A 25684-nucleotide genomic window follows, 5' to 3' on the forward strand; every position below is an offset into this window, starting at 1 on the left:
TGTTAAGCTTATTATACCGTGCTTTTATGTTTCAGGAAATTTATACTTTTGCGTCACTAATAGCGAAATCCTCTGCCTAGCTCTGTCCACCTAACAGCTCTTTTACATAGTCAAAGAATTCTATCATATCCCCTTCTCCGCCATAATGTGCTGCAATAACTTCTGTAATCTGCTTACCGCCATAAGAAAATGGCTTTTTAAGATAAATGTGATAAATCTTATTTCTGCCATCCTGCTCATGGTCAATCATAGAAAGACGGCTGCTTCCGATGGTCTCCTTCGACACCTTCTGTTCCTGATATTCATAACCGATTCTTTTCTTTAAATCATCAAAGTCTGCCACTTCTTCTATCAGATACAGACTGTCCTTTGTGCCATATTTTTTCCGGAGCTTTTCTTCCGTTTCCTTCCAGTAGTTATTTTCAAGCTTATCAACATTTCTCCCCAGCCGCATAATCTGCTCATTGTCTGCAAAAAGGTCGAGATAAGTAAAGGAAGCATCCTTTAATACCAGCTCCTTTTCCGATGTAATCCGAAGCTGGTAATTCCGGCAATACCGTTCTTTTCTCTGTTCAAATAAATATTCCGGGATAACTGTTATCTCACTGATTCGCTCCCCTAAGAAGCCTTTTAATTTATTCTGTACATTATAAATGCTGCTGGCACTCTGGTCACTGATAAATAAAATATCCGGCTTTCTTCTGTTACGTTCAATGGCAGATGCAAAATAAAGCACCAGATAGCCCATTTCCGCATCCGGAATCTCTGTATTTAAAACAGGACTTAAACAGGTTCTTAAAAGATGCATTTCCAGCGGATACCGCTTTGCCATTTCTTTGGTATGATTACCGATATTATTACGTCCATTCTGAATCCGGAGTTCCATTCTTGACACATGGTCTGATAAAACCTCTAAAAGGTCCCGCTCCACCTGCAATTTAAGTCCGGTTTCCTCCTGCACCCGCTGGATAAATACTTCTAATTTCTGCAGCATATCCAGTTGAATGTCCGTCTCCTTACAGACCATATTCAATTCCTTTAACCGTGCCTCTACATTCTGCATTTCCATTTCCGGAAAATGATATCCGCAGACTTTCTCTATCTCTTCCACCAGCTCCATTGCCAGTCTGCCCGGACGGTTGATGCTGTCCTCTCCTTCTGTTACTGGAAATCCCATCTGGCTTCGCATCATGCAGACCGCAAGATAACGTGCAAAATCATGATAGGCTTCTCCCGATACGATAAACTGGTTTCTGGTAAATACTTCTGCCAGAACAGCCTGTAACTTTTTCTGATTTTCTGCAAACTGCTCCATCTCTTCTTCCGAAAACAACATATGATAATCCTGTCTGCTCTGCATGGTCTTCATGCACATGATTCTCTTTACATTCTCCGATGCCTGAATCTTAAGTCCATATTGTCCGGATACCAAAAGATCTGCCCCCGGCGTGCGGCTTATAATCCGCTTTACCTGCGGCAGGTCAGAAGTTACAGATGACCGGGAAAGGAATAATCGCTCAGAAATCGTTCCAATACTGGTATACTCCTTTTCAAACAGCAGCAAAGTAATAATCTGCTTGGAATGCACATAGTTCTCCTGTCCGCAACTTTTCTGTTCCTGCTCTAATGCAATCTTATTTTTCAAAAGATACCCCAGCCGGTTATTAGACTGTATCAGAGGCTCTCCTGACTGTTTCTCATTGATTGCCTTAATATCCATCTGCAGTGTCCTGCTGCTCACCCCGATATTTTCCCGCAGAAGGGAACCACTCATCCAGCCATCTGCACTTTTTAAGACCGCTATAATCTTTAACTGTCTGTCTGTATACATTTCATCCTATCTCCTGATTTTCTTCCATTCTTCTATCAGCCGCTCCAGACTCCATGCAGCATTGGCAGGACTGGTGGACGGCAGCTTGCAGATTTCTGCCTTATCCTTACAGGAACAGTATTTCATAAATAATTCGTAGGCTTTTGCGCCATTTAGGAAAACAGCCTCGATGGGAGCCTCCGTTAACAGCCGTTCAATATCATTTGCCACAACATTTGTTATGCTGCTGTCTGAAGATCCTGCTATGTCGCAGGATGCAATAACATCCCAGATAGCAATATGATTTTCGAGAAGAAATGCCTTCTTTTCTTCTATCGTCTCCGGGACCTCACAGCCGCATACTGCCGCCGTTACTTTCCAGAAGCGGTTTCTCGGATGGCCGTAGTAAAACCGGTTCTCTCTCGACTTGACCGACGGGAACGTGCCTAAGATTAATACTCTGGATTTTTTATCGTATACCGGGGCAAAAGTATGCATAACATGTTCTGTCTCCATCTTGTTTTCTCCTTTATAAAATGCTACACTAAAAAAGTTGAATTACCTTTACTATAAAATAGAATGACAAAATAATCAATTTTAAAGGACGATAATCATTATGTATATTCAATTAAATGGTCAGATTCTCTATTATGAAAAATATGGCGAAGGGCAGCCTTTCCTGCTAGTGCATGGAAATGGCGAAACCCACGAAATTTTTGATGTACTGATTCCGGAGCTTGCCGAACATTATACCGTTTATGCCATCGATTCCAGAGGTCACGGTCTTTCTGCTTCTCCAAAAGAACTTCATTACATGGATATGGCAGACGACATGGCAGCTTTTATTGATGCCTTAGAATTAAAGGCCCCTCTCTTTTATGGCTTCAGTGACGGCGGTATCGTCGGACTTCTCTTAGCTTCGAAATACCCGGATAAGCTCTCCAAGCTTATGATCAGCGGTGCAAACCTGACGCCAAAGGACATCAAAGGAAGAGACTACCGCCGCATCCGCAGGGAATGCAAAAAGAATCCGAATCCTTTTTCCACAATGATGCTCAATGAGCCAGATATCCAGCCGGTGGACTTACATAAAATCAAGATTCCAACCCTTGTCTTAGCCGGCGAAAAAGATTTAATCAAGAAAAAGGTTACAAAAAAGATTGCAGAAAATATTGAGCATGCCACTCTGGTTATTGTTCCGGGAGAAGGTCATGGAAGTTATATTGAACACAGTGATAAATTATATCCGCTTCTGTACTCTTTTTTAAACAAATAATCCATTGCAAACTCGAATTGCTGTGCTATAATAATTGCAGACTAAAATGAAAAAGGAGCTATTATGGAACATCTGATTATACCAAAAAATTATCAGTCTCAACTTAACCTGCATGATACACAGATTGCGATTAAAACAGTGAAAGATTTCTTCCAGAATCTGCTTTCCCTGCGTTTAAACCTTTCCCGTGTTTCAGCACCACTTTTCGTTGACCCTGATTCCGGATTAAATGATAACTTAAATGGTGTGGAGCGTCCGGTTACGTTCACCATCAAAGAACAGAATGAGCGTAAAGCAGAAGTTGTTCACTCTCTTGCTAAATGGAAACGTTATGCCTTAAAGCATTATGATTTCAAAGAGGGCGAAGGTCTTTACACCGATATGAATGCTATCCGCCGCGATGAAATCGCAGATAATATCCACTCTATCTTCGTAGACCAGTGGGACTGGGAAAAAGTCATTGCAAAGAAAGACCGCAGCATGGAAACTTTAAAAGATACTGTCCGTACTGTATACAAATGTCTTCGTAAAACAGAAAAATATATGGCTATCCAGTACGATTATATTGAAGAGATTCTTCCGCATGATATCTTCTTCATTACCACTCAGGAATTAGAGGATATGTTCCCTGAAAATACTCCAAAGGAGCGTGAATATTACATAACCAAGGCAAAGGGTGCTGTCTGCATCTTACAGATTGGTGATGTCTTAGAATCCGGCGAGCGTCATGACGGACGTGCCCCGGACTACGATGACTGGTCTTTAAATGCCGACATCTTAGTATACTATCCTGTCCTTGATATTGCACTGGAATTATCTTCCATGGGAATCCGTGTAGACAAGGCTGCACTGCTCTCACAGCTTGATAAAGCAGGCTGCCCGGAACGTGCTAAGCTTCCTTTCCAGAAAGCAATCATTGATGGCAAACTTCCATATACCATCGGTGGAGGAATCGGACAGTCCCGTATCTGTATGTTCTTCCTTCGTAAGGCCCATATCGGAGAAGTCCAGTCTTCTCTCTGGCCGGAAGACATGTGCAAGGCTGCAGCAGATGCAGGTATCCAGTTATTGTAAAACGAACTATGCGTAAATATTAAATCCCCGGTATCATATCTTTTTCGGATATGATACCGGGGATTTCTTATTTTGTAATTATATGCGTGCCCAACTCTACTCTGCACGGATTACATCATGCATATCATACATTCCGGCAGGTTTTCCCTTTAAGAACTTTGCTGCTTCTACAGCTCCTTTCCCAAAGATTGCCTTAGAATATGCCGTATGCTTAAATTCAATCACTTCATCAGTTCCTGCGAAGATTACTTCATGTTCACCAACAATGCTTCCTCCACGGACTGCCTGAATACCGATTTCTTTTGCATCTCTCTTCTTCCGCTCACTGCTCCTGTCTAATTTATAGGAATAGGTATTGTCCATAGCTTCGTTCATGGCATCTGCTAATGCAAGAGCAGTTCCACTCGGCGCATCCAGCTTCTGGTTATGATGTTTCTCTACGATTTCCACATCAAAGCCTGCAGGTGCAAGCTTCTTTATAGCAGTCTGCAATAAATCCATTAAGGTATTGATTCCAAGTGACATATTGGCAGATTTTAAAATTGCAGTCTCTTTGCTGGTCTCAGTAACTTTCGCCAGCTGGTCTTCGGATAAACCGGTGGTGCAAAGTACCAGCGGAAGCTTCTTCTCGCCACAGTAATTTAACAGTTCATCTACTGCCTTCGCATTTGAAAAATCAATCACAACATCTGCTGCAATCTGGCATTCCCGGATGGTCTTATATACCGGATAATCATTTTTCTTTTCATCATAGGTATCAATTCCGGCTACAATTTTCACATCTTCGTCCTGCGCAATCAGGCCGGTTATTACCTGACCCATTTTTCCATTACAGCCATGCATGATTACTTTTGTCATCTCTATCATCTCCAGTTTCTTATACTAATTTTAATCCATATGTACGCATTGCCTGAATCAGTCTCTCCTTATTGGCTGGCTCCATCTCGCAAAGCGGGGAACGAAGCGGTCCGACGTTCTTGCCCATAAGATTTAATGCTTCTTTTACCGGAATCGGGTTTACTTCACAGAATAATGCATCAATCAATGGAAGGGCTTCTCTCTGTAACTGATTTGCTGTTGCAAGGTCGCCTTTGAAGAAGCTTTCACACATATTATGCACTTTTGCCGGAGCAAGGTTTGCCCATACGGAAATTACTCCGATTCCGCCAATGGACATAAGTGGTACAACCAGTCCGTCTTCTCCGGAATATAAATCAAGCTTTCCATCGGTTAAGTACATGGTCTTAGATGCCTGTGCAAGGTTACCGGTTGCTTCTTTTAATCCAACAATATTTTCCTGGGTGCGGAATAATTCTGCAACTGTCTCCGGCAGAAGGTTACATCCGGTTCTTCCCGGTACATTATACATAATAATCGGAAGTCTTGTTTCCTGTGCAATCTTAGAATAATGTCCGATTAAACCTTTCTGTGTTGCCTTATTATAATATGGAGTTACGATAAGTGCTCCGTCTGCTCCTGCTTCTTCTGCTTCTTGGGTCAACTGGATTGCTGTCTCCGTTGAGTTAGAACCGGTTCCTGCTACTACTGGAACTCTGTGTTTTGCAAATTCTACTGCTGCACAGATTACTTTGTGATGTTCTTCCATGGATAAGGTAGAACTCTCTCCTGTTGTTCCTGCAATTACGATACAGTCTGTACCTTCAGAAATCTGTTCTTCAATTAATTCTGCTAATTTGTCATAGTTAACTTCTTCATTTGCTTTCATCGGGGTTACAATTGCAACTCCGGAACCTTTGTAAATAGACATGTTCTTTTTCCTCCACTTTATAAGTATCTTATTTATTGTATGAAGATATCGTTTGTTTTGCTTTTATTACCAGCATAAAAAAACCGGCTCACAGGGAGCCGGTTGATATTCCACTTAAATTATTATGGATCATACCGATAGCGCCCCATCTTATTACAAGATGACAGTCATGAACTTCTTCAATCCATGCCCAAGATTATTCTTTGCAGGAAAAATAACCTTTCGGCGTGTTCCCCTTTCCTTATGTCTTCTTCTATGTCTGCCATATCCGACCAAGTACTCTTGTCTCACGCAACCTCTACCTTCATATATTAAATTTCTTACCTCAATATAGCACCGCTGATACTATCTGTCAACGTCCTGTGCGGACATTTTACATTTTCTTCCTTATTTTTCCGCAGTAATCTTATAAATCTCGTCAGCATAGCTGCGAATGGATTCTTCTAATACCCTTCCGGTCATAATAATCTCTGTTTCATCCATCTTTGCTTTTAAAACAGCTTCTAATTCTTCCGAAGATATTACTCCTGCATCAATAAGGCCCAGAACTTCATCCAGAATCAGTACATTGCATTCACCGGTAACCAGCACTTTCTTGGCAAAATTCAGTCCGTTTTTCATATTGAGTTTCTCTTCTGCCTGTCTTTCTTCCGGCAGTTCATCATAATTCTCTTCTGATTTTTCAAAACGGAATACCTTGATTTCCGGCTCTAACTGCTTCATATAAGCAATCTGATCATCTGTTTTTCCTTTTAAAAACTGGATAATAATTACACTCTTATTCTCTCCGGCTGCCCGCAACGCATTGCCCAGTGCAGCATTGGTCTTTCCACGACCTGCACCATAATAAATCTGTACGAAACCCTTTTCCATGACAAACCTCCATGCCAATTCTTACAGGGACTCTTAATCCCAGATTTACTTACGATACCACAATTTCCAATAAAAAGCAATGTCTGTATGTTTCATGTTTTCTCAATTATTTTTTATTCCATATATTCAATTTTGCTCACGGATACTTCATAGGCGGTACGCTTCTCTACCTCATCCTCATTTAAGCGTTTGACATACTCCCTGCTCTGGATTCTGCCCCAGATCTGCACATGTACACCCACCTCAAATCTTGCGGCAAATCTTGCATTTCTTCCCCAGCAGATGCATGGGATATAGTCCGATTTCCCATAGGAACGGTTTACCGCCACCAGCAAGTCTGCAATCTCTCTTCCAAGAGGAGTCTTACGGTAAATCGGGTCTTTACAGATATAGCCATCAAGAAGAATCTGGTTGCTCTTCATCTCCTCTGTCTCTTCTTCAATAAACTCAATCTCCCGAACGAATACGGAGAGAACCAGCCGGTTCTTAAGTTCCTCATGTCTGTTATAGGAACGGAACTGTCCGGTCACATATACCTTCTGTCCTATGTAACTCTGCGAAGTGTCAATCAGACGCTCTGAAATCATCAATGGAATGTAGTCGGAAAAATTACTTAATCTGCTGACCGCTACCTCTACCATATAAAAGCCTTCCCCATACACTTCATGACTGTATTGGAAATCGGAAATAATCTCCCCTACAATGGATACCTGGTTGTTTTCTAAAATCTTATCTGCCATGAATTTTTTCTCCTTTATTTAGTGTGTTTTCGAACGGTTTTACAGTACCATTCCAACGGGATGAAACTCATCAAAATCTGTCGATAACCTTTTGGATATATTATGCATAAAGCCGCTTTTCCCTGCATATGCGCTGTGTCCTTAAACAAAGAATGTGCCTTGGCACATTCTCGCGCCTGCGGCGGTCGCTTGCGACATCTACCTTATACGCCGCAGTGCGCATCCTCGCGGAGCGTTTTTACTTTACAGGAAAGCAATTTCCTGTAAAGAAAGAAATACTTGCGTATTTTTCAATATGTGGTAGAATAAGAACGCCGGTCATTTACAGACAGGCATTATATATAAGAAGAAACTGAATTTTATGCACTGATAGAAGGAAGGATTTTATATGAAAACAACAAGAGACGATATTAGAAACATAGCTATCATCGCCCACGTTGACCACGGTAAAACTACTCTGGTCGACGAGCTGTTGAAACAGAGTGGTGTATTCCGTGCCAATCAGGAAGTCCAGGAACGTGTCATGGATTCCAACGATATTGAGCGTGAACGTGGTATTACCATTCTTTCTAAGAATACCGCTGTATTCTACAAAGATGTAAAAATTAATATCATTGATACTCCTGGCCACGCCGACTTCGGTGGTGAGGTTGAGCGAGTTCTGAAAATGGTAAACGGTGTTATTCTTGTAGTAGATGCATTTGAAGGTGCTATGCCACAGACCAAATTCGTTCTTATGAAAGCACTGGAACTGAATCTGCCGGTTATCGTATGTATCAATAAAATTGACCGTCCGGAAGCAAGACCGGAAGAAGTTATTGATGAAGTATTAGAGCTTTTCATGGATTTAGACGCTTCTGAAGAACAGTTAGACTGCCCCTTCATCTTCGCTTCTGCAAGAGATGGTTACGCCATGAGAGATTTAAACGATGAGCGCAAGGATATGACTCCTTTATTCGAAACCATTATCGACTACATCCCGGCTCCTACCGGTGACCCGGATGCAAACACCCAGGTTCTTATCAGTACCATTGATTATAATGAATACGTTGGACGAATCGGTGTTGGTAAAGTAGACAACGGTGTCTTAAAGGTAAACCAAGATGCTATCGTTGTAAACCACCACGAGCCTGATAAACAGAAAAAAGTCAAAATCAGCAAATTATACGAATTTGATGGTCTGAATAAAGTAGAAGTAAAGGAAGCAAAAATCGGTTCCATCGTTGCTATTTCCGGTATTGCAGACATCCATATCGGTGATACCATCTGTGCAACAGACAACCCGGTTGCCATTCCTTTCCAAAAGATTTCCGAGCCTACGCTTTCCATGAATTTCATGGTCAACGACAGCCCGCTTGCAGGACAGGAAGGTAAATTCATTACTTCCCGTCACTTAAGAGACAGACTGTTCCGTGAGTTAAATACCGATGTCAGCCTTCGTGTAGAAGAAACCGACAGTGCAGACTGCTTCAAGGTTTCCGGACGTGGTGAGTTACATCTTTCCGTATTAATCGAAAATATGCGTCGTGAAGGTTATGAATTTGCAGTCAGCAAGGCTGAAGTTCTTTACCACACTGATGAAAACGGCAAGAAATTAGAGCCTATGGAATTAGCTTATGTTGACGTTCCGGATGAATTCACCGGTACTGTTATTGATAAATTAAGCCAGCGTAAAGGTGAAATGGTTGATATGCGTCCAATCAGCGGCGGCTATACCCGTATGGAATTTAACATTCCATCCCGTGGTCTTATCGGTTACCGTGGAGACTTCTTAACCGACACCAAAGGAAATGGTATCATCAATACCATTTTCAATGGCTATGCTCCATACAAGGGAGATATTGCTTATCGTAAACTTGGTTCCCTGATTGCTTTCGAATCCGGCGAATCCGTAACTTACGGTCTGTTCTCCGCTCAGGAGCGTGGTACTCTCTTCATCGGAGCCGGTGTAAAGGTTTACTCCGGTATGGTTATCGGTTCTTCCTCTAAACCGGAAGACATTGAATTAAACGTATGTAAGAAGAAACACTTAACCAATACACGTTCTTCTTCCGCAGACGAAGCGCTGACCCTTGTTCCACCAAAGATACTTTCCTTAGAGCAGGCATTAGACTTTATCGATGTTGACGAGCTCTTAGAGGTTACTCCGGAATCCTTACGTATCCGTAAACGTATTCTTGACCCGACCTTAAGAAAGAGAGCTAACTTCAAAAAATAAAAGTATCTCATGATATAGCATAAGAACTCCCCCGGATATTGAAATTTCTTCCAATATCCGGGGGAGTTTTCGATTACTATAAATGCCTAGTACGCACCATCTTTGTCATATTATTGCAGATATCCGTCCTTTATAATATCAGAAACCACACTGGTCGGAATCGTAAATTCTACAATTCCCATATAACCCGGTGCTACTTCATATTTATCAAAAACAATGGTCAGCTCTCCTTCTTTGTTGACATAGAAATTTACATCATTCTTAATTCCATCAAAGCTGTAGCCATCTACATCCTTGTCTAAGAAGTATTGCAGGTTACTGTCTTTTTCCATATTTTCCTTCATCTGCTTTTCTATTTCCTCTGAAATCCGGTCCAGATAATCGGAATCCTTCTGAAATAAATCATTTAATGTAATGGTATTTCCGGTTTTCTTATCTATATTATAGATTTTCGTATACTGGTTCGATCCTGCCATTACAATGGAAGTATCAATTCTTAAAGCAAACAGCCGGTCGTTATCTGTCACTACCTGATAAGACGAATTCACTGCCTCATTACCATTCTCACCATCTTCAATGGAAGCTACATCAGACTGATAAGACTTAATAATACCACCGGCATACTTTTTCACTTCCTGATTCAGCTCGTCCGTCTCATCCGATAATACTTCCCCATCCTGATTTGTCACTGCCACCTGGGGAATGTCTACATTTGCTTCCATATTCTTATCATCCTGTACATCAGAATATGTAGAAAAGTTCACTACCTTTACAATTGTGCCAAGTAATGGAACCTCTTCCATGGCATGGGCTATTGTCGGGCTTACATTTACCGAAATCACCAGTGCAACCATAGCTGCCGCTACCGTTGCTGCTCCTTTTAAAAAGCGGATACTGCCTTTCGTGGTATCCCTCTTTCCTTTTCTGATTCCGGCTTCCACCTGCGTTTTCAATGCTTCCGGGACTTCTATCTGCTCATATTCCTGCTTCATCCTGTCTATTTTCTCATGGTTCATGCTATTTCCTCCCTGGACATCTTTATCTTTAATTTCTTTAAGCTGCGATACAGGATTGATTTTACGGTGTTTGGATTTTCTTTCAGAAGATCTGCAATATCATCTATTTTCCATTCTTCAAAATATTTTAATATCACAATGGTTCTTTCCCGTTCTTCTAATTCTTCCAACGCTGCCAGCATATCCCAGTCTTTGTATACATCTTCTTTTGCTTCTTCCGGGATAAATACTCCACTTACGATACGCTTCTGTTTCTTGCACATATCCAGTGACGTATTTATAACAATCCGCCAGAGCCAGGTCTTAATATAGGTTTCTTCCTTCACCTGACCGGCATTTTTCATTGCCTTATATGCACTTTCCTGCACTACATCCATTGCGTCCTGTTCGTTCTTTACATAGGTAATTGCCAGCCGGTAAAGCTGTTCATAGGATGCAAGGATTTCCTGCTCCACCGCTTTTGCGATTCCTCTTTTCTTCATTCCTGTTTCCTCTTCTCTTTCCGAAAACCTGCATATGCAAAGAAAGCCTTTCAACCTTTGCTTTCTGTAAATTAGACGTTCCAGCCGGAAAAATAGTTTCATCTTTTTATTATAACCCGCACAACTTACTGCCGGCAACTCCTTACCTGTGCTTTGCACCCAGAAAATGCTTCCTCTCTTTCACAAATCTCTCTTCTTTTTTGTACTTTTTATTCAGGGAAATGCATAGATTACTACAAAAAATGAATAGAGAATTGCTATGTGCGGTATTTCCGGTTTTTGTAATTTACATACTGATTTTTTAGAAAGGGAGCCTTATTATCGTAACATTCTATCTGATATGAGTGACGCACTTTATCACCGCGGGCCGGACTCCCATGGTATTTATTTAACCTCTCATACAGGTTTTTCCCACACCCGGCTTGCCATTATTGATCCTCATGGTGGACTTCAGCCTATGACCAGACATTATTGTGACGCAGACTTCACCATCGTCTATAATGGAGAGCTTTATAATGCGAAAGAACTCCGTGAGGAACTGTTTTCCCATGGCATGACCTTTCGTACTCATTCCGATACAGAAGTCATTTTAAATGGATTTCTTTTCGAAGGACCGTCCTTTGTCCGGAAAATGAATGGTATTTTTGCTTTTGCCATTTATGATGAGGTCCATCAGCTTCTCTATCTCTTCCGGGACGCCTTTGGTGTAAAGCCGCTCTTTTACCGGCTTTTTCATGACACACTTATCTTTTCTTCCGAACCGAAGGGAATCTTCTGTTATCCCGGCTGCATCCCTTCGGTAAATAAAACAGGACTCTGCGAAATCTTTGGTCTGGGTCCTGCCCGAAACCCCGGCAACGCAGTTTATGAACATATGGCAGAATGTCTGCCGGGACATTACCTCACTTTCAGTGCTTCCGGGCTGAAAGATTACTGTTACTTCCGATTAGAAAGCCATCCACATACAGACAGCTATGAAGAAACCCTTGCCCACACAAAAGAGCTGCTGTTACAGTCCATCCGCCGGCAGATGGTTTCCGATGTTCCTATCTGCACCTTTCTTTCCGGCGGGTTGGATTCCAGTCTGGTCTCCTCGGTCTGTGCAGAAGAATTAAGGAAAGAAGGGCAGACTCTTTCTACCTATTCCTTTGACTTTACGGATAATTCCCGTTACTTTAAGGCAAATGATTTTCAGCCCTCCGAAGACCGTCCCTTTGTGGATATTATGAAAGACTATCTTAAGAGTGAGCATCAATATCTGACCTGTGACAATCGTTCCCAGGCTGATTTACTCTTTGCCTCCATGAAAGCCCATGACCTTCCATGTATGGCTGATGTTGACTCTTCCCTGCTTTTCTTCTGCCGGGAAGTCAGCAAACAGCATAAGGTAGTCCTGACCGGCGAATGTGCCGATGAAGTTTTCGGCGGCTATCCGTGGTTTCACCGGAAGAATTTTCTTTCCTGCAACACGTTTCCATGGACACCGGACCTTTCTTTCCGCAAATCCTTCTTAAAAGACGAAATTGCAGATGAGCTGTCCTTAGATTCCTATGTGCAAAGTTCTTATGAAAATGCCATTGCAGAGGTCGATATTCTGCCATCGGACAATGATACGGAATGCAGCCGCCGGCGTATTTCCTATCTTAACATCCGCTACTTTATGCAGACTCTGCTAAACCGCATGGACCGCACCAGTATGTTCTCCGGTCTGGAAGCCCGCGTTCCTTTTGCAGATAAAAACCTGGTTTCTTATGTCTTTAATGTGCCATGGGAAATGAAAGCCAAGGATGGTCTTGTGAAAAACCTTTTGCGGCAGTGTGCGAAAGACTATCTTCCGGACACCATTACTTTCCGCAAGAAAAGTCCTTATCCTAAGACTTACCATCCTTACTATGAACAGCTCCTGCGGCAGCGTCTGAGTGCACTGCTGACCACCGGGGAAAGTCCCCTTCTTGCACTGATTGATAAAGAAAAGACTATGCAATTCTTAAATCAGGAAGGAGACTATGGCAAACCATGGTATGGCCAGCTTATGGCAGGTCCTCAGATGATTGCTTATCTCCTGCAGATTCATTACTGGCTCAGTGAATATAAGACTGACATTCATTTATAATCTACCGGCATTGGAGACAGTACCACCGGCTGCAGCTGTCTTCCTTTCATGGCTGCAGCTATGGTATCCTCTAACTGTCCAAAATCTGCCACCAGTGAATGGGGCTTCTTCTGATAATCATCCTGCCGGAAAGGTACAAAATAGATATGCTTCATATTCATCAGCAGTCCGATATTTCTAAGATTCATGGACAAAGCATCATTGGTAGAAATTGCCAGCACCAACGGCTTTTCATTTCTAAGATGCGCTTTGGCTGCCATAAGCACTGTGGTATCTACAATGCCCTGCTGCAGCTTTGCCATGGTATTTCCGGTACATGGTGCAATTGCCATCACATCAAAAAGTCCTGACGGACCGATGGTTTCTGCCTGTACGATACTTTGAATTCCCCTTTCTCCTGTAATCTCCTGCATTCTGTTTTGAAATACTTCCGCTGTCATAAATCTGGTATCCAAAGTTCCTGCATGTCTGGAGTATACCGGAATAACTTTTATTCCTTTTTGCACCAGTGCTTCTGTCGTCCGGAGTATCTTCCCAAAAGTGCAGAAAGAGCCGGTAATTCCAAGTCCTAATGTAAGCTTATACTCTTCCATAATCTGCTGCTCCTCTTTCTATCATCCGTGCAAGAATGATTCCTGCACTTTCTGTCAGTATTCTTCCAGGAACGGCAGTAAGATGTTCCACATGAATACCTTTTTCTTCTAACTCCTCTGCCTGAAGTCCGCCACCAGTTGTAATATCCCATAGATATGTTTTCTCATCGCACCATTTTAAGACTGTGTCTATTGGACATGGTTTATCTGCCATATAAAAAATCCACTCAAAGTTCTGCTCCTCTGCATTCTCCTGCCACAAGCTACACCCCATTTCCATTGCCACCCGCTGGCAATCTTCCTTTATATCATAAACAGTTACTTCCGCTTCCAAAGATAAAAGCAGCTTTGCCATGGCTCTTCCACAATAACCAAAACCTGCCACCAGACAGTTTCTTCCTTTCACGCAGCACCTGCTCTTTGTCATTGCTTCTACAAGGCAGCCTTCTGCTGTCAGTCCGGCATTCTCATTTCTAAAGACTTCATCTTCCATATAATCAACCAGCCGTATCCGCCGCCCTGATGGTCTTCGTGTCAGAACCTCCGGGAAACAACCTCCATAAATAACACTTCTCTCCGCTGCATAGGATAATACCATTCCTATTTTTACCCTGCTTCCTCTGATTCTGCCATCCTCCTCCAGTGCCCGCAACGGTAATACAATAATCTGACTCTGCATCAGTCGCCGGATATTCTGCTCCGTTATTTCTATGATTCCAATTCCTGATTCCGTCAGACAACGTTTCAATGCCGGTGTTCTTTCATCTGCTCCAATGATTGCGATTTGCATTTCATCCCTCCTTGCCTTGCAATCGTCTGTTATTACTATATGCGGATGCTCCATTTTGTTACCGACAGCAAAAGAAAACAGAACCGGTTTGCACCGATTCTGTTTTCCTTTATCTGTTTTCTTTTTATCTGCTATTTTTTAAACTGCTACAATAACACCGCCATTATTGGCATACATGGTGCTGACTCCTGCAGTATCTACAATTCTGATATCTTTAAATTTTGCCAGCTTTTCCAATTTTTCTTTTACCTGTTTTGCACGTTCCGGACAATTGCAATGTGCGATGGATAAAATCTTCTTTTCACACTCTTTCGTTCTCTTTACAATTTCATTAACCATATAGTCCAATGCCTTTGCCATTCCTCTTGCCTGTCCCAGCTGACAGATTGTACCCTCGGGCGTGGCCCCCATTACCGGCTTGATATTTAATGCCCCGGCAACCCAGGCTTTCAGGTTACTGAGTCTGCCGTTTTTACGCAGAGTCTCTAAAGTCTCTAATACAAAGAAGGTCTGCTGGTCTTTAATATATTTTTCTGTCTCAGCAACCACTTCTTCAAAGCTCTTTCCGGCTTCCTCTGATTCCTGTATCTTTTCTGCAATCAGAGTCTCTCCAATGGATGCGGAACAGGAATCAAATACATGAATCTGTTTTGCCATATGTTCTTCTAAATAAAGCTTCTTTGCCAGCTCTGCACTGTTATAAGAACCGCTTAATTTACCGGAAAGTGTTACTACATATACATGCTCTGCTTCTCCTAAATATGCTTCCACATATCTCTGTGGAGATGGGCAGGATGACTTCGGGCTATGCCTGCTTTCCTTTACCCTGCGAATAAACTCCAGTTGATCAAAGGATTCATCATCCACCACATGGTATCCATCTACCTCAAGCTCTAACGGAACAGACTGGAATCTTCCATCTGCTTTCATATCATCAAATAACTCTCCACAGCTGTCTACTATGATTTTGTAGCTCATTTTCTATCCTCCTGATTGCGTAGTCATCTCTCTTATAGTATGTACGCAATGTTTAAAATTATATGTTATGTTTTTCTTTGTAATAACAAGTAGTTTTCATTACTATGTCATATTATCATAAATATTACGTTTTGAAAAGAGGATATTTAAATTTTTATAATATTTCACAAATATTTTATTTTTTCAGGAAAGTAAGTACCCGCATTGTCTCATTTTTCATATAAAATAAGGAACTATCCACGGTATAATAATCCCCGATATGCCCTTCTTCAATGAAAAACTGCTGTGCCTGCCCATAAACTGCCTCATCCTCAAACTTCATCTGTACAGGGTGGCTGTCAAGCTCTGTAAATAATGCTCCGATGTCTTCCGGATACCAGTCCTTAAAATAACAATTTTCCTGCACAAAATAACTGTCATCCAGGCAATTGCATTCCGGCAATGAAAAATTCACATTGGGGCTGTGGGTCTGAAATAACTCTTCTGTAGTTGCAGTAAAAAAGCAATAATCTACCACTTCAGCTACATCTCCGAAGTCATCCGGACTGTTGGAAGTTGGATTACCCCAGGTAGTATCCATATAATAATAGGCTCCATCCAGTTCGATGAGATTCCATGCATGTGGTTCTCCATTGGCAGTTCCTGTCACTATCGTACATGGAATATCTAATAAATCCATCAGATATTTTGTGGCACAGGCATAGCCCTGGCACACCGTTCTTCCCTCTAGAAATACACTGATGATATTCTGATTATTCTCTGCATTAAGGTCATAATTTACCGTACGCACCAGCGTATCAAATATAAACCGCGCTTTCTGGTAATCACTGTCCTCGGATGAAATGCCGCCAAGCAGTACATCGACCTTTTCATCAATTGCCGCCTGTGTCTCCTGTCTTGCAGCTTCATCCATTGTATACTTCGGTGCAAACTTAAGCCCGGTCAATACACCGGCCCTAGAATATTCCGTATAGGAATAGCCATCCACCCAGAAGAGTCCGCCATAGTCTGCCATAATTGCTTCATACATTTTTGCCAGTACGTCTTTATCTAATGTAGCAACTGCCACCTCTTCCCGATGATTTAAAATAGCATCCAGCATCTCATCATAAACAAGCTGTTCTTCTTCCGTAAGCTGGCCATATACATACTTTTCCTCTGAAACTGACTCTACCGGAAGCAAGGTATTATCCGGTATCTGTCCATTGATATCTTCTACTACTTCATCTACCCATTCTTCAACGGATGACGTATCGCAGCCGGCAAGCAGAAATGCCATAAGTATTCCTGTAATACCGGTTAATAATCTTTGTTTTCTCATATCATTTCCTTTCAATCTGCTTCTTTTCATAGTCATTCTACAATACTTTCTCTGTTTTTTCTATCCGGTTTGTGTTACACTTTAAAAATGAGGAGGATACTATGATTGCAATACAACTTTTACAGGTAAAAGATTTTATGAATAAATTACTTCGCACGGATTTATTTGACCACTTCTTATTATCAGAAGCTGCCATCCGTGGAAAAGGTTCCTATGAAATCGACGGACATCTTGTACCGGATTTCTACAGTCCGGAAGAACTGAATGAACTGGAACTAACCGGTTTAAGCTGCCTGCCTTTTGGCATGCTGCGTGAAAACTGCTTCGCCCTGATCAAGGGAAAACATACCCCCTCCTATTTCCGCTTTATCTTTCAGCTTTCTCCAAAGAATCTTAAAAATACTCTGGAAGTAAGCAAAAGTGGTCTGACCACCCAGGATTTGAACGGAGTTTTCTTAAACATCAAATTTCAGGATGGTATTCTTTCCTGTACCAATGGTGTATCTTACCGCAGTTTTACCTTAGACCACACCTTCGACCAGGAATGGGATATGCTGATACGCAAATTTTTTGCCGGGCATGATATCCCCTATACCGATATCAACTAATTTTCTTTACTTTTAAAATAAATTATGCTATTCTAAGCATAGCCATATGGCTAGATAATTTTTGTGGAGGTACTATAATGAACGGTACAGTTAAATGGTTTAATAACCAGAAAGGTTACGGATTCATCTCTGATGCAGAAGGTAATGATGTATTCGTACACTACTCAGGACTTAACATGGATGGTTACAAATCCTTAGAAGAAGGCGCAGCAGTAGAATTTGACGTAACAGAAGGCGCCAAGGGTCCTCAGGCAACTAACGTAACAGTAATTAAATAGTTGCAATAATCAAGGTTTTTCAATGTACCTTTCTCAGATATAGAATTTGATTTTTAATAATGATTTTTTATGTTGATTAAGATATAACGAACGAATTTGATTAAGAAAAATGGGATTGCTCCCTTCGGTATTACTACCGTTGGCTGCAATCCCGTTTTCTTACCTGTATGCAAACAACATAGAAACTGCTGCTCCGATAAAAATAAAGAAATCGGAAATATTAAATACAATTCTTGAAAAGCGTTTCCACGGTGTATCAAAGCGGATATAATCCACCACATGCTTCTTATGAATTCTGTCCCAGAGATTGCTTAATCCGCCGCCAACCATCATACTCATACCGGTTTTCAGTCCTGTATTTCCTCTTCTTAATACAAACCCATATATGGTCATCAGTCCTGCCATGCATGCACTGTGTAACCCCAGCATAATTTTCGGTTTCTTCGCCAGAAAGTTCAATGCAGCTCCATTGTTATAATATTTTTCAATTACAACCGGAAGCTTTGGAACTCTTTTTTCTTTTCCCAACGGCTCCTTCTTATCAACCCGCTGCTTGATTCCTTCATCCAGCCCGAAAATGGATGCCACCAGTAATAAATATTTCATGGAACCTCCTCCTTCTTTTGTTCTACCTGATTCCTTCTGTCCTTTTCTTTCTCTCTTTCTGCTCCGCCTGCTCTATAATTCTATGTCAGCAATCACATCCCGCAGTGCTTTTGCTGACGCATGAAGCCTTGCCCGCTCTTCTTCGTCTAATGACACAGGAAGAATCTGCTCCACGCCACCGGCATCCACCACTGCCGGCATGCTCAGCACGATATCAGAAATGCCATATTGCCCATGCATCAGACTGGACACCGGAAGCACCGAATGTTCATCCCTGACAATACATTCACAAATCCGCTTAATCGCCATTGCAATTCCATAATAGGTTGCCTGCTTACGCTCTATAATTTCATAAGCACTGTTCTTTACTTCTTCATATATACGCTTCGTATGACTTTCATATTCCTCATAGCCACGCAGCTTATAAATCTGTTCCAACGGAATGCCGGATACATTGGCAGAACTGAATACCGCCACCTCACTATCTCCATGCTCTCCTACAATAAATGCATGCACACCACGATTGTCGATGCCAAGCTGTTTTCCCAGCATATTTTTTAACCGGGCAGTATCTAATACTGTTCCGGAACCGATTACCCGGTTTTCCGGAAAACCGGATAATTTCAATGCTGCCAGTGTCAGTATATCCACCGGATTTGATACGATGAGTAATATGCCACGACACCTTCTGCTGGCAATTTCCGGGATAATATTTTTGTAAATGGCTACATTTTTCTTTACCAGCTCAAGCCTTGTTTCTCCCGGTTTCTGGTTTGCTCCTGCCGTAATGATAATAATGTCGGCATCCACAATGTCATCATAACTGCCGGCATATATTTTCATCGGTGCGGCAAATGGCATTCCATGGCTGATATCCATGGCCTCTCCTTCCGCTCTTGCTTTATCCACATCAATTAGAACCAGTTCGGAAAAGAGCTTGCTCTGCATCAGTGTAAATGCAGTGGCAGAGCCGACAAACCCACATCCGATAATGGCTGCCTTTCGTAAATCAATTGCATGTTCCTGCTTCATCTTTACCCTCCTGCTTCGTGTTTTCTATATAGAATCCCACAGAAGCAGTTATTCTATGCAAACAAGAACCTCCTATGTCCGGCGCAACTGTTCGAAGGTCTGATAGAGATTTAAGGTTCCATATCCCCATTCCCGGTTCGGATAAACTCTGCTTTCTAACCGCACCGCACCGCGGATAAAATCATTTTTAATTTCTGCATTTGTAATATCAGTATTATAACCACGCTCTACTGCCCATTCCAGATACAGTGCTGCAGCTCCTGCAGTAATTGCCGCTGCAATGCTGGTACCACTTCTTGCCTCAAACCGGTTGCCCGGTGCCGGTCCAATCACATTGACACCCGGTGCTGCAAAATCCGGCTTTACCAGTCCCGATGCAGTGTATCCTCTGCTGGAATTCAGATAAATACTGTCATTTCCTGCATTGTATCCACCTACTGTCATCGGTGCAGCTGCATTTCCCGGCATGGTAATTGTCGTATCCGGATTAGAACGAATAAAAGAAATATCACCGGCAATCAGTCCGGTAATCGGAAGCCACATGTGATATCTTCCTTCTATACTGTAATCGCCATTTACCTCAATCGTCCAGATGCCTCTGGTGGGCCGGTCAAACCGGATATAAATAAGCTGATCTCCTGTGGCAGTGCCAACAATGTGGTAATCAATGATAACCTGTGTATTTTCAAATACAAAACGGTATACCTCTCTGCCATCCTGCTGCACCCGGACACCTGCCGTCCGCTCTCCCGTTGGTGATATAATCCGCACCGAATAAAGCTCCGGAGCCTTTGCCCACATTTCAATATGGAAACCCGCCACTGCATCTTCCACATCTACTTCTACCACATCACTCTGCTGCCCGAATGCAACTTCTCCGTAATAATGATGTCTGGCAGTAGCTTCATTCCCTGCTGCTACCACAACTGCCGTATTCCGCTTGAAGGAAACATAATTAAGATAATACGAAATCACACTGTTTCCACTGTGATCCCCGGAATTGCTTCCAAGCCCAAGATAAATCACCAGAGGGCGGCGATATCGTTCCGCCAGTCTGGTCAAATATGCCACCCCCGCCATAATATCATTTTCCTGATAAGCCTTTGCACCTTCCGGAATATAATAAAAACGCCTTAAATATTTCTTTGCCGGCTTCAGCTTTACCATGGCAATCTGTGCATAGGGTGCTACTCCGGCAAATTTCTCCGAAAGTTTTTCACTTCCTGCCGCAAGACCTGCCATAAAGGTACCATGTCCTTCTTCATCCCGGTGAGGTACTACCCGAAGAGGTGCATCTGTTAACAATGCCATATCGATCTGTTCTTTTGTATATTCCGTTCCATAGAGGAATCCCTCTGGTGTATCTTCACTTCGAATGCTCTGATCCCAGATTCTTAATATACGGCTGCTGCCATCGGAATTACGGAATACTTCATTCTGATAATCAATTCCGGTATCCACAAATCCAATCAGAACACCCTGCCCTCTCAAAGCAAGATTTGGCTGACTCTGTACCCTTATGATTCCGCCTGCCTGCAATGCCTCTTCGTCTAATATGGTAAAACATTTTGGAATTGCCGAATAGGTATACTGGTCAATATCCAGCTTCGGCAAGCCTGCACTCTGCAAATAGACTACATTAAAATCTTTATCAATATTCTGGATACAGCCTCCCGGAAGATATTCATTTTCAAGGCTCAGATAGGAAACCAGAAGGTCGTAATATTCTTCCGAGTATGGTGCGTCTTTACAATCTTCCATATAAGCTCCGGCACTTATTTTCTTTTATTTTATTCGTTTACCGGTAATGCTGCCACTCCACGCATAGTGATAAGCGGACCGCCCTTTTTCTCAATATAATCTCTTGTAATCGTTACCTGGCCGATGTTTTCGTCCTTTGGAATCTCATACATGATATCTAACATAAATTCTTCGATAATAGAACGGAGTGCTCTTGCTCCGACCTTCTTCTCCTTTGCTTTCTCTGCAATTGCCCGCAGTGCATCCTCTTCAAATACCAGATTGACTTCGTCTAATGCCAGAAGCTTCTGATACTGCCTGATGATAGCATTTTTCGGCTCCTTTAGAATACGGACCAGCATATCAACAGTAAGTGATTCCAGGGTAAAGAGAATCGGAAGTCTTCCGATAAATTCCGGTATCATTCCAAACTTCTTTACATCTTCTACCGTTACTTTCTGTAACAGATTCTCATCATTATCATATTTATCCTTTAAATCTGCCTGGAATCCAATGGATGCCTGCTTATTGAGACGTTCTTTGATAATCTCTTCAATATCCGGGAAAGCTCCGCCACAGATAAAAAGAATATTCTTAGTGTTAACGGTAACCATCGGAACCATGGCATTCTTGCTGCTGGCTCCCACCGGCACTTCCACTTCTGCTCCTTCAAGAAGCTTTAACATTCCCTGCTGCACGGATTCTCCGCTGACATCACGCTGGTTGGTGTTCTTCTTCTTGGCAATTTTATCAATCTCATCAATGAAAATAATGCCATGCTCTGCCCGCTCTACATCATTATCTGCAGCTGCAAGCAATTTACTGACAACGCTTTCGATATCGTCTCCGATATAACCTGCCTCAGTTAAGGAAGTCGCATCTGTAATTGCCAGCGGCACATCCAGAAGTCTTGCCAGTGTCTTCACCAGATAAGTCTTACCACTTCCGGTCGGTCCAATCATTAACATATTGGATTTCTCGATTTCAATATCATCCATCGTATCGGTTGCCACACGTTTATAGTGATTGTAAACTGCCACAGACATTACCTTCTTGGCATATTCCTGTCCAACCACATATTCATCCAGGCTTGCTTTAATCTTATGTGGTGCCGGAATCTTCTTTATATCTAATTTCGGAGCTTCTGCTTTCTCCTCTTTGGTTTTCTTTTTCTTAATCTTCTGGCTCCGCGGCATAAAGCCCTGCAAATCTGAAAGATTAATCATGCTGATATTGGGCATCTGACCATTTGGTATAAAATCACCCATTGGAAATCCAGAGTTATTCATGCTGTCGAAGGTTCTCTGCATACAGTCTTTACAAATGCAGATATTATTCGGAATCTTTATCATCTTACCGGCAACACTTTCCGGTCTGCGGCAGATGTAACAGATTTCTTCGTATTCATCCTTCTTCTCATCTGTGGTCTCTTTCTTTGTCTCTTCTACAGTATCTATATTTTCAAGTTCTCTCTTGTCTTCATTCTCTGTCATATCTGATTCTCCTATTCTCTCAAATCTGTTTTATACTTCTAAAACATTGCTTTTATTATAATTCAAGCCGGTTTTAATCTCAACCTTCGCAGCCATAATTTTATAAAATCTTCATATATGACAGAACCTGATATTTTTTACTATTTTTCAAAATTTGCAACCAATATTTGACAGTCTCCCTATTAAATGCTAAACTTTCAATGTAATTTATTAGATTTTTATAAACCAAGGAGGACATGAAAATGGGTGTCGCAGCATTAGTTTTAGGAATTATTTCCATCGTTGTTGACGTAGTTACAGTAGGTGTTTATGGCTGGATCGGAGCAATCTTAGGTCTTATCGGTACTATCTTAGGCGCTGTTGGACATAAGAATCAGGCTAAATGTGCTACAGGTGGTCTTGTATGCTCTATCATCGGATTAGTATTAGGCTTACTGCTTTACATCGCATGTGTTGCATGTGTTGCATCTGTTGCAAGCGCATTCTAATATTTGTTTTTTGAAAGGATACATGGAAAAAGATGGCACTTTATCTGAATATTCTGGGAATTCATATCCCATCTTATGGATTTATGATCACACTTGGAGTGATTACGGCAAATCTTTTTGCCCTGTATCCGCTCAGAAAATATAAGCTTAACTTCGATGATATGCTTATATTAGAAGCTTACACATTACTTGGCGCCTTCTTAGGCGCCAAGCTTTTGTATCTATTCATTTCTTACTGGGACATTGACTGGTCCCGTATGTTAGAACCCCAGTATTTTAATTACATTATGCAGAGTGGCTTTGTATTTTATGGCGGACTGATTGGAGGACTGCTTCTTTTTCTGCTGGCCGGAAAAATACATCATATTGACTGGAAGCCTTTTATCATTCACCTGATTTATCTGATTCCATGGATTCACGGTTTCGGACGTATCGGATGTTTTCTTGCCGGCTGCTGTTATGGAATTCCATATGATGGACCTTTTGCAGTACAGTTCCCGGAGCATTCCATTGCGCCATCTGATACTACGCTGTTTCCAGTTCAGCTGGTGGAAGCAATCTGTCTTCTGATTCTTGCTGTCGTACTTGCAATACTGGATTTAAAGAAATCTTATCCGCACACGATTGCCATATATTTTATTGTCTATGGTATTCTGCGGTTTCTGTTAGAATATGTCCGCTATGATGCCGTCCGCGGTCATCTCTTTGCCTTATCCACCTCCCAGTGGATCAGCATTGGATTTGTAGTTGGAACCATATGCTATCTTATCAGAACTTCTGTTTCCAGAAAAAAGGCATAAGTTTGGCTTCTCTTTATTGACAGACTACAGTAAAAACATAAAAATCCTGCAACATGACAGGTATTTCTGATACCTTCATACTGCAGGATTTTTTATACATATAAGGAAAAGCTTGCATGCATTCCCTGTTATTTATAACACTTCTTTATAACAGTTCTTTCAATATCTTATTTACCATTCCAGGATTTGCTTTGCCCTTCATGGCTTTCATGGTCTGACCTACCAAGAAACCGATTGCCTTTTCTTTCCCATTGCGGTAATCTTCTACCGACTGAGGATTTTCTTCAATGACTTTTGCAATAGTATCCCGTAATGCACCTTCGTCATTTACGGTCTTAAGTCCATTCTCTTCCACATATTTATCCGGATTAATATCCTTAGCAAAAATCTCTTCAAAAACTTCTTTTGCTACATTGCCATTGATGGTTCCGGCATCGGTAAGTTCGATTAATTTTGCCAGATTCTCCGGTGAAAATGCAATATCCTCCGGGTCTTTGTTCTGCTCCTTTAAGATACGCATGGTTTCGCCCATCAGCCAGTTGGATACTTTCTTTGGCTTATTACAGATTGCTGTGGTTGCTTCAAATACATCTGCCATCTTCTTTGCAGAAGTCAAAATATTAGCATCATATTCCGGAAGGCCGAATTCATCCTGATAACGCTGACGTTTTGCTTCTCTTAATTCCGGCTGGCTGTCTTTTATGCGTTGTAACCATTCATCACTGATGACGATTGGAACCAAATCCGGTTCCGGAAAATAACGGTAATCCTGTGCATCCTCTTTGGAACGCATGGCATAGGAATATCCCTGGTCATCATTCCAGCGTCTGGTCTCCTGAACCACCTTTTCGCCAGACTCAATCAAATCAATCTGTCTTGCTGTCTCTGCTTCAATGGCTCTTGCAATTGCTTTAAAGGAACCGATATTTTTCATCTCGGTACGGGTACCAAATTCTTTTGCTCCTACTTCACGGACAGATAAGTTGACATCTGCACGCATGGAGCCTTCCTGCATCTTACAGTCGGATGCACCAAGATACTGCACAATCATTCTCAATTTATCAAGATAAGCAATGACTTCCTCTGCAGAACGCATATCCGGCTCAGATACAATCTCAATCAGTGGCACACCGGAACGGTTATAGTCCACCAGGGAAACATCTTCCCAGTCATCATGGACTAATTTTCCCGCATCCTCTTCCATATGAATCTCGTGGATTCCAATGGTTTTCTTTCCTTCGGAAGTCTCAATCTCAATGCCGCCATCGTGGCAAATTGGAAGATAAAGCTGGGAAATCTGATAGTTCTGAGGATTGTCCGGGTAGAAATAGTTCTTCCGGTCAAATTTACAATACTGGTTGATTTCACAATTCATGGCAACACCTACTGCCATGGCATATTCTACCACCTGTTTATTTAAAACCGGAAGAGAGCCCGGCATACCGGTACAGACCGGACAGGTGTGTGTATTTGGTGCACTTCCGAATGCAGTAGAACAGCCACAGAAGATTTTGGTCCTGGTTGCCAGTTCCACATGGACTTCCAGTCCGATGACGGTTTCATACTGTTTACTCATAATCTTCTTTT

25 protein-coding genes and 1 riboswitch are annotated in these 25684 nt (G+C 41.9%); of the genes, 8 read left to right on the forward strand and 17 right to left on the reverse strand.

From position 1 onward, the window contains the following. Window positions 1-76 precede the first annotated feature (76 nt). Both DWX96_RS05180 and DWX96_RS05185 read right to left on the reverse strand, forming a co-directional pair. Complete coding sequence (locus DWX96_RS05180) at window positions 77-1831, reverse strand: BglG family transcription antiterminator (protein ID WP_118056928.1); 1755 nt, start codon at window positions 1829-1831, stop codon at window positions 77-79. A gap of 6 nt (window positions 1832-1837) precedes the next feature. After that, complete coding sequence (locus DWX96_RS05185) at window positions 1838-2326, reverse strand: DNA-deoxyinosine glycosylase (RefSeq protein WP_117696752.1); 489 nt, start codon at window positions 2324-2326, stop codon at window positions 1838-1840. Between the two features lie 100 nt (window positions 2327-2426). On the opposite strand from DWX96_RS05185, the gene DWX96_RS05190 reads away from it, so the two are divergent. Next, window positions 2427-3086, forward strand: a complete 660-nt coding sequence (locus DWX96_RS05190; RefSeq protein ID WP_022242683.1) for an alpha/beta fold hydrolase — start codon at window positions 2427-2429, stop codon at window positions 3084-3086. Between the two features lie 63 nt (window positions 3087-3149). After that, window positions 3150-4160: an aspartate--ammonia ligase gene (gene asnA, locus DWX96_RS05195; RefSeq protein WP_022242682.1), complete on the forward strand. Its 1011-nt coding sequence runs from the start codon at window positions 3150-3152 to the stop codon at window positions 4158-4160. A 96-nt stretch (window positions 4161-4256) separates the two neighbouring features. On the opposite strand, the gene dapB is transcribed toward asnA, so the two are convergent. The 4 genes from dapB to DWX96_RS05215 all read right to left on the reverse strand — a co-directional run bounded on the left by dapB (window position 4257) and on the right by DWX96_RS05215 (window position 7541). After that, on the reverse strand, window positions 4257-5018 hold the full coding sequence (dapB, locus tag DWX96_RS05200; protein WP_022242681.1) for a 4-hydroxy-tetrahydrodipicolinate reductase: 762 nt from the start codon (window positions 5016-5018) through the stop codon (window positions 4257-4259). A 19-nt stretch (window positions 5019-5037) separates the two neighbouring features. Continuing rightward, window positions 5038-5928, reverse strand: a complete 891-nt coding sequence (dapA, locus tag DWX96_RS05205) for a 4-hydroxy-tetrahydrodipicolinate synthase (RefSeq protein WP_117840761.1) — start codon at window positions 5926-5928, stop codon at window positions 5038-5040. 130 nt (window positions 5929-6058) lie between these two features. After that, window positions 6059-6237: riboswitch (Lysine riboswitch) on the reverse strand. Window positions 6238-6315: 78 nt separating this feature from the next. Next, window positions 6316-6801 (reverse strand): cob(I)yrinic acid a,c-diamide adenosyltransferase, encoded by a 486-nt coding sequence (locus DWX96_RS05210; RefSeq protein WP_117696739.1) that lies wholly within the window; start codon window positions 6799-6801, stop codon window positions 6316-6318. Window positions 6802-6914: 113 nt separating this feature from the next. Beyond that, a complete protein-coding gene (locus tag DWX96_RS05215; protein WP_022242678.1) occupies window positions 6915-7541 on the reverse strand; it encodes a single-stranded DNA-binding protein in 627 nt (208 codons plus the stop codon). A 388-nt stretch (window positions 7542-7929) separates the two neighbouring features. On the opposite strand from DWX96_RS05215, the gene typA reads away from it, so the two are divergent. Beyond that, entirely contained in the window at window positions 7930-9759 is a 1830-nt protein-coding gene (typA, locus tag DWX96_RS05220) for a translational GTPase TypA (protein WP_117698935.1), read from the forward strand. Window positions 9760-9869: 110 nt separating this feature from the next. On the opposite strand, the gene DWX96_RS05225 is transcribed toward typA, so the two are convergent. Both DWX96_RS05225 and DWX96_RS05230 read right to left on the reverse strand, forming a co-directional pair. Continuing rightward, the gene (locus DWX96_RS05225) at window positions 9870-10775 is read right to left on the reverse strand and encodes an RsiV family protein (RefSeq protein ID WP_117698936.1); all 906 of its coding nucleotides are present in this window, start codon (window positions 10773-10775) and stop codon (window positions 9870-9872) included. Then, window positions 10772-11257, reverse strand: coding sequence for a sigma-70 family RNA polymerase sigma factor (locus DWX96_RS05230; RefSeq protein WP_117698937.1), 486 nt, complete (start codon window positions 11255-11257; stop codon window positions 10772-10774). The genes DWX96_RS05225 and DWX96_RS05230 overlap by 4 nt, the downstream gene beginning before the upstream one ends. 259 nt (window positions 11258-11516) lie before the next feature. Here DWX96_RS05230 and asnB point away from each other — a divergent pair, with 259 nt between their 5' ends. Then, window positions 11517-13370, forward strand: a complete 1854-nt coding sequence (gene asnB, locus DWX96_RS05235; RefSeq protein WP_118056930.1) for an asparagine synthase (glutamine-hydrolyzing) — start codon at window positions 11517-11519, stop codon at window positions 13368-13370. Here the strand turns inward: asnB and DWX96_RS05240 are convergent. The 4 genes from DWX96_RS05240 to DWX96_RS05255 form a co-directional block, all read right to left on the reverse strand. Next, window positions 13361-13963, reverse strand: coding sequence for a dipicolinate synthase subunit B (locus tag DWX96_RS05240; protein WP_117840754.1), 603 nt, complete (start codon window positions 13961-13963; stop codon window positions 13361-13363). The two genes, asnB and DWX96_RS05240, sit on opposite strands and share 10 nt — an antisense overlap. After that, window positions 13950-14753 carry a hypothetical protein gene (locus tag DWX96_RS05245; RefSeq protein WP_158561816.1) on the reverse strand — a complete coding sequence of 268 codons (804 nt, stop codon included), beginning with the start codon at window positions 14751-14753 and terminating at the stop codon, window positions 13950-13952. Before DWX96_RS05245 ends, DWX96_RS05240 begins: the two co-directional genes overlap by 14 nt. Window positions 14754-14891: 138 nt before the next feature. After that, window positions 14892-15731: a DegV family protein gene (locus DWX96_RS05250; RefSeq protein ID WP_118056932.1), complete on the reverse strand. Its 840-nt coding sequence runs from the start codon at window positions 15729-15731 to the stop codon at window positions 14892-14894. 175 nt (window positions 15732-15906) lie between these two features. Next, window positions 15907-17052, reverse strand: a complete 1146-nt coding sequence (locus DWX96_RS05255; RefSeq protein WP_158552120.1) for a transglutaminase domain-containing protein — start codon at window positions 17050-17052, stop codon at window positions 15907-15909. A gap of 101 nt (window positions 17053-17153) precedes the next feature. On the opposite strand from DWX96_RS05255, the gene DWX96_RS05260 reads away from it, so the two are divergent. Continuing rightward, window positions 17154-17660, forward strand: coding sequence for a DUF5721 family protein (locus DWX96_RS05260; protein ID WP_118056933.1), 507 nt, complete (start codon window positions 17154-17156; stop codon window positions 17658-17660). 77 nt (window positions 17661-17737) lie between these two features. Continuing rightward, entirely contained in the window at window positions 17738-17938 is a 201-nt protein-coding gene (locus tag DWX96_RS05265) for a cold-shock protein (RefSeq protein ID WP_022242668.1), read from the forward strand. A gap of 159 nt (window positions 17939-18097) precedes the next feature. Here DWX96_RS05265 and DWX96_RS05270 read toward each other — a convergent pair whose 3' ends face one another. The 4 genes from DWX96_RS05270 to clpX form a co-directional block, all read right to left on the reverse strand. Further along, window positions 18098-18544 (reverse strand): signal peptidase II, encoded by a 447-nt coding sequence (locus DWX96_RS05270; RefSeq protein ID WP_117698943.1) that lies wholly within the window; start codon window positions 18542-18544, stop codon window positions 18098-18100. 72 nt (window positions 18545-18616) lie between these two features. Further along, window positions 18617-19576, reverse strand: a complete 960-nt coding sequence (locus DWX96_RS05275; RefSeq protein ID WP_117698944.1) for an L-lactate dehydrogenase — start codon at window positions 19574-19576, stop codon at window positions 18617-18619. Window positions 19577-19648: 72 nt separating this feature from the next. Beyond that, window positions 19649-21337: a S8 family peptidase gene (locus DWX96_RS05280; RefSeq protein ID WP_118056934.1), complete on the reverse strand. Its 1689-nt coding sequence runs from the start codon at window positions 21335-21337 to the stop codon at window positions 19649-19651. 29 nt (window positions 21338-21366) lie between these two features. Continuing rightward, a complete protein-coding gene (gene clpX / locus DWX96_RS05285; RefSeq protein ID WP_118056935.1) occupies window positions 21367-22809 on the reverse strand; it encodes an ATP-dependent Clp protease ATP-binding subunit ClpX in 1443 nt (480 codons plus the stop codon). A 242-nt stretch (window positions 22810-23051) separates the two neighbouring features. Here clpX and DWX96_RS05290 point away from each other — a divergent pair, with 242 nt between their 5' ends. Then, window positions 23052-23297, forward strand: a complete 246-nt coding sequence (locus DWX96_RS05290) for a hypothetical protein (RefSeq protein ID WP_117699110.1) — start codon at window positions 23052-23054, stop codon at window positions 23295-23297. Between the two features lie 32 nt (window positions 23298-23329). Beyond that, a complete protein-coding gene (locus DWX96_RS05295; RefSeq protein WP_118056936.1) occupies window positions 23330-24097 on the forward strand; it encodes a prolipoprotein diacylglyceryl transferase in 768 nt (255 codons plus the stop codon). Window positions 24098-24242: 145 nt separating this feature from the next. Here DWX96_RS05295 and gatB read toward each other — a convergent pair whose 3' ends face one another. Then, entirely contained in the window at window positions 24243-25673 is a 1431-nt protein-coding gene (gene gatB, locus DWX96_RS05300) for an Asp-tRNA(Asn)/Glu-tRNA(Gln) amidotransferase subunit GatB (protein ID WP_118056937.1), read from the reverse strand. Window positions 25674-25684: the final 11 nt, after the last annotated feature.

Origin of the sequence: Roseburia sp. AF22-2LB (genome assembly GCF_003461125.1) — a bacterium.
Classification (GTDB): Bacteria; Bacillota; Clostridia; order Lachnospirales; family Lachnospiraceae; genus Roseburia_C; species Roseburia_C amylophila.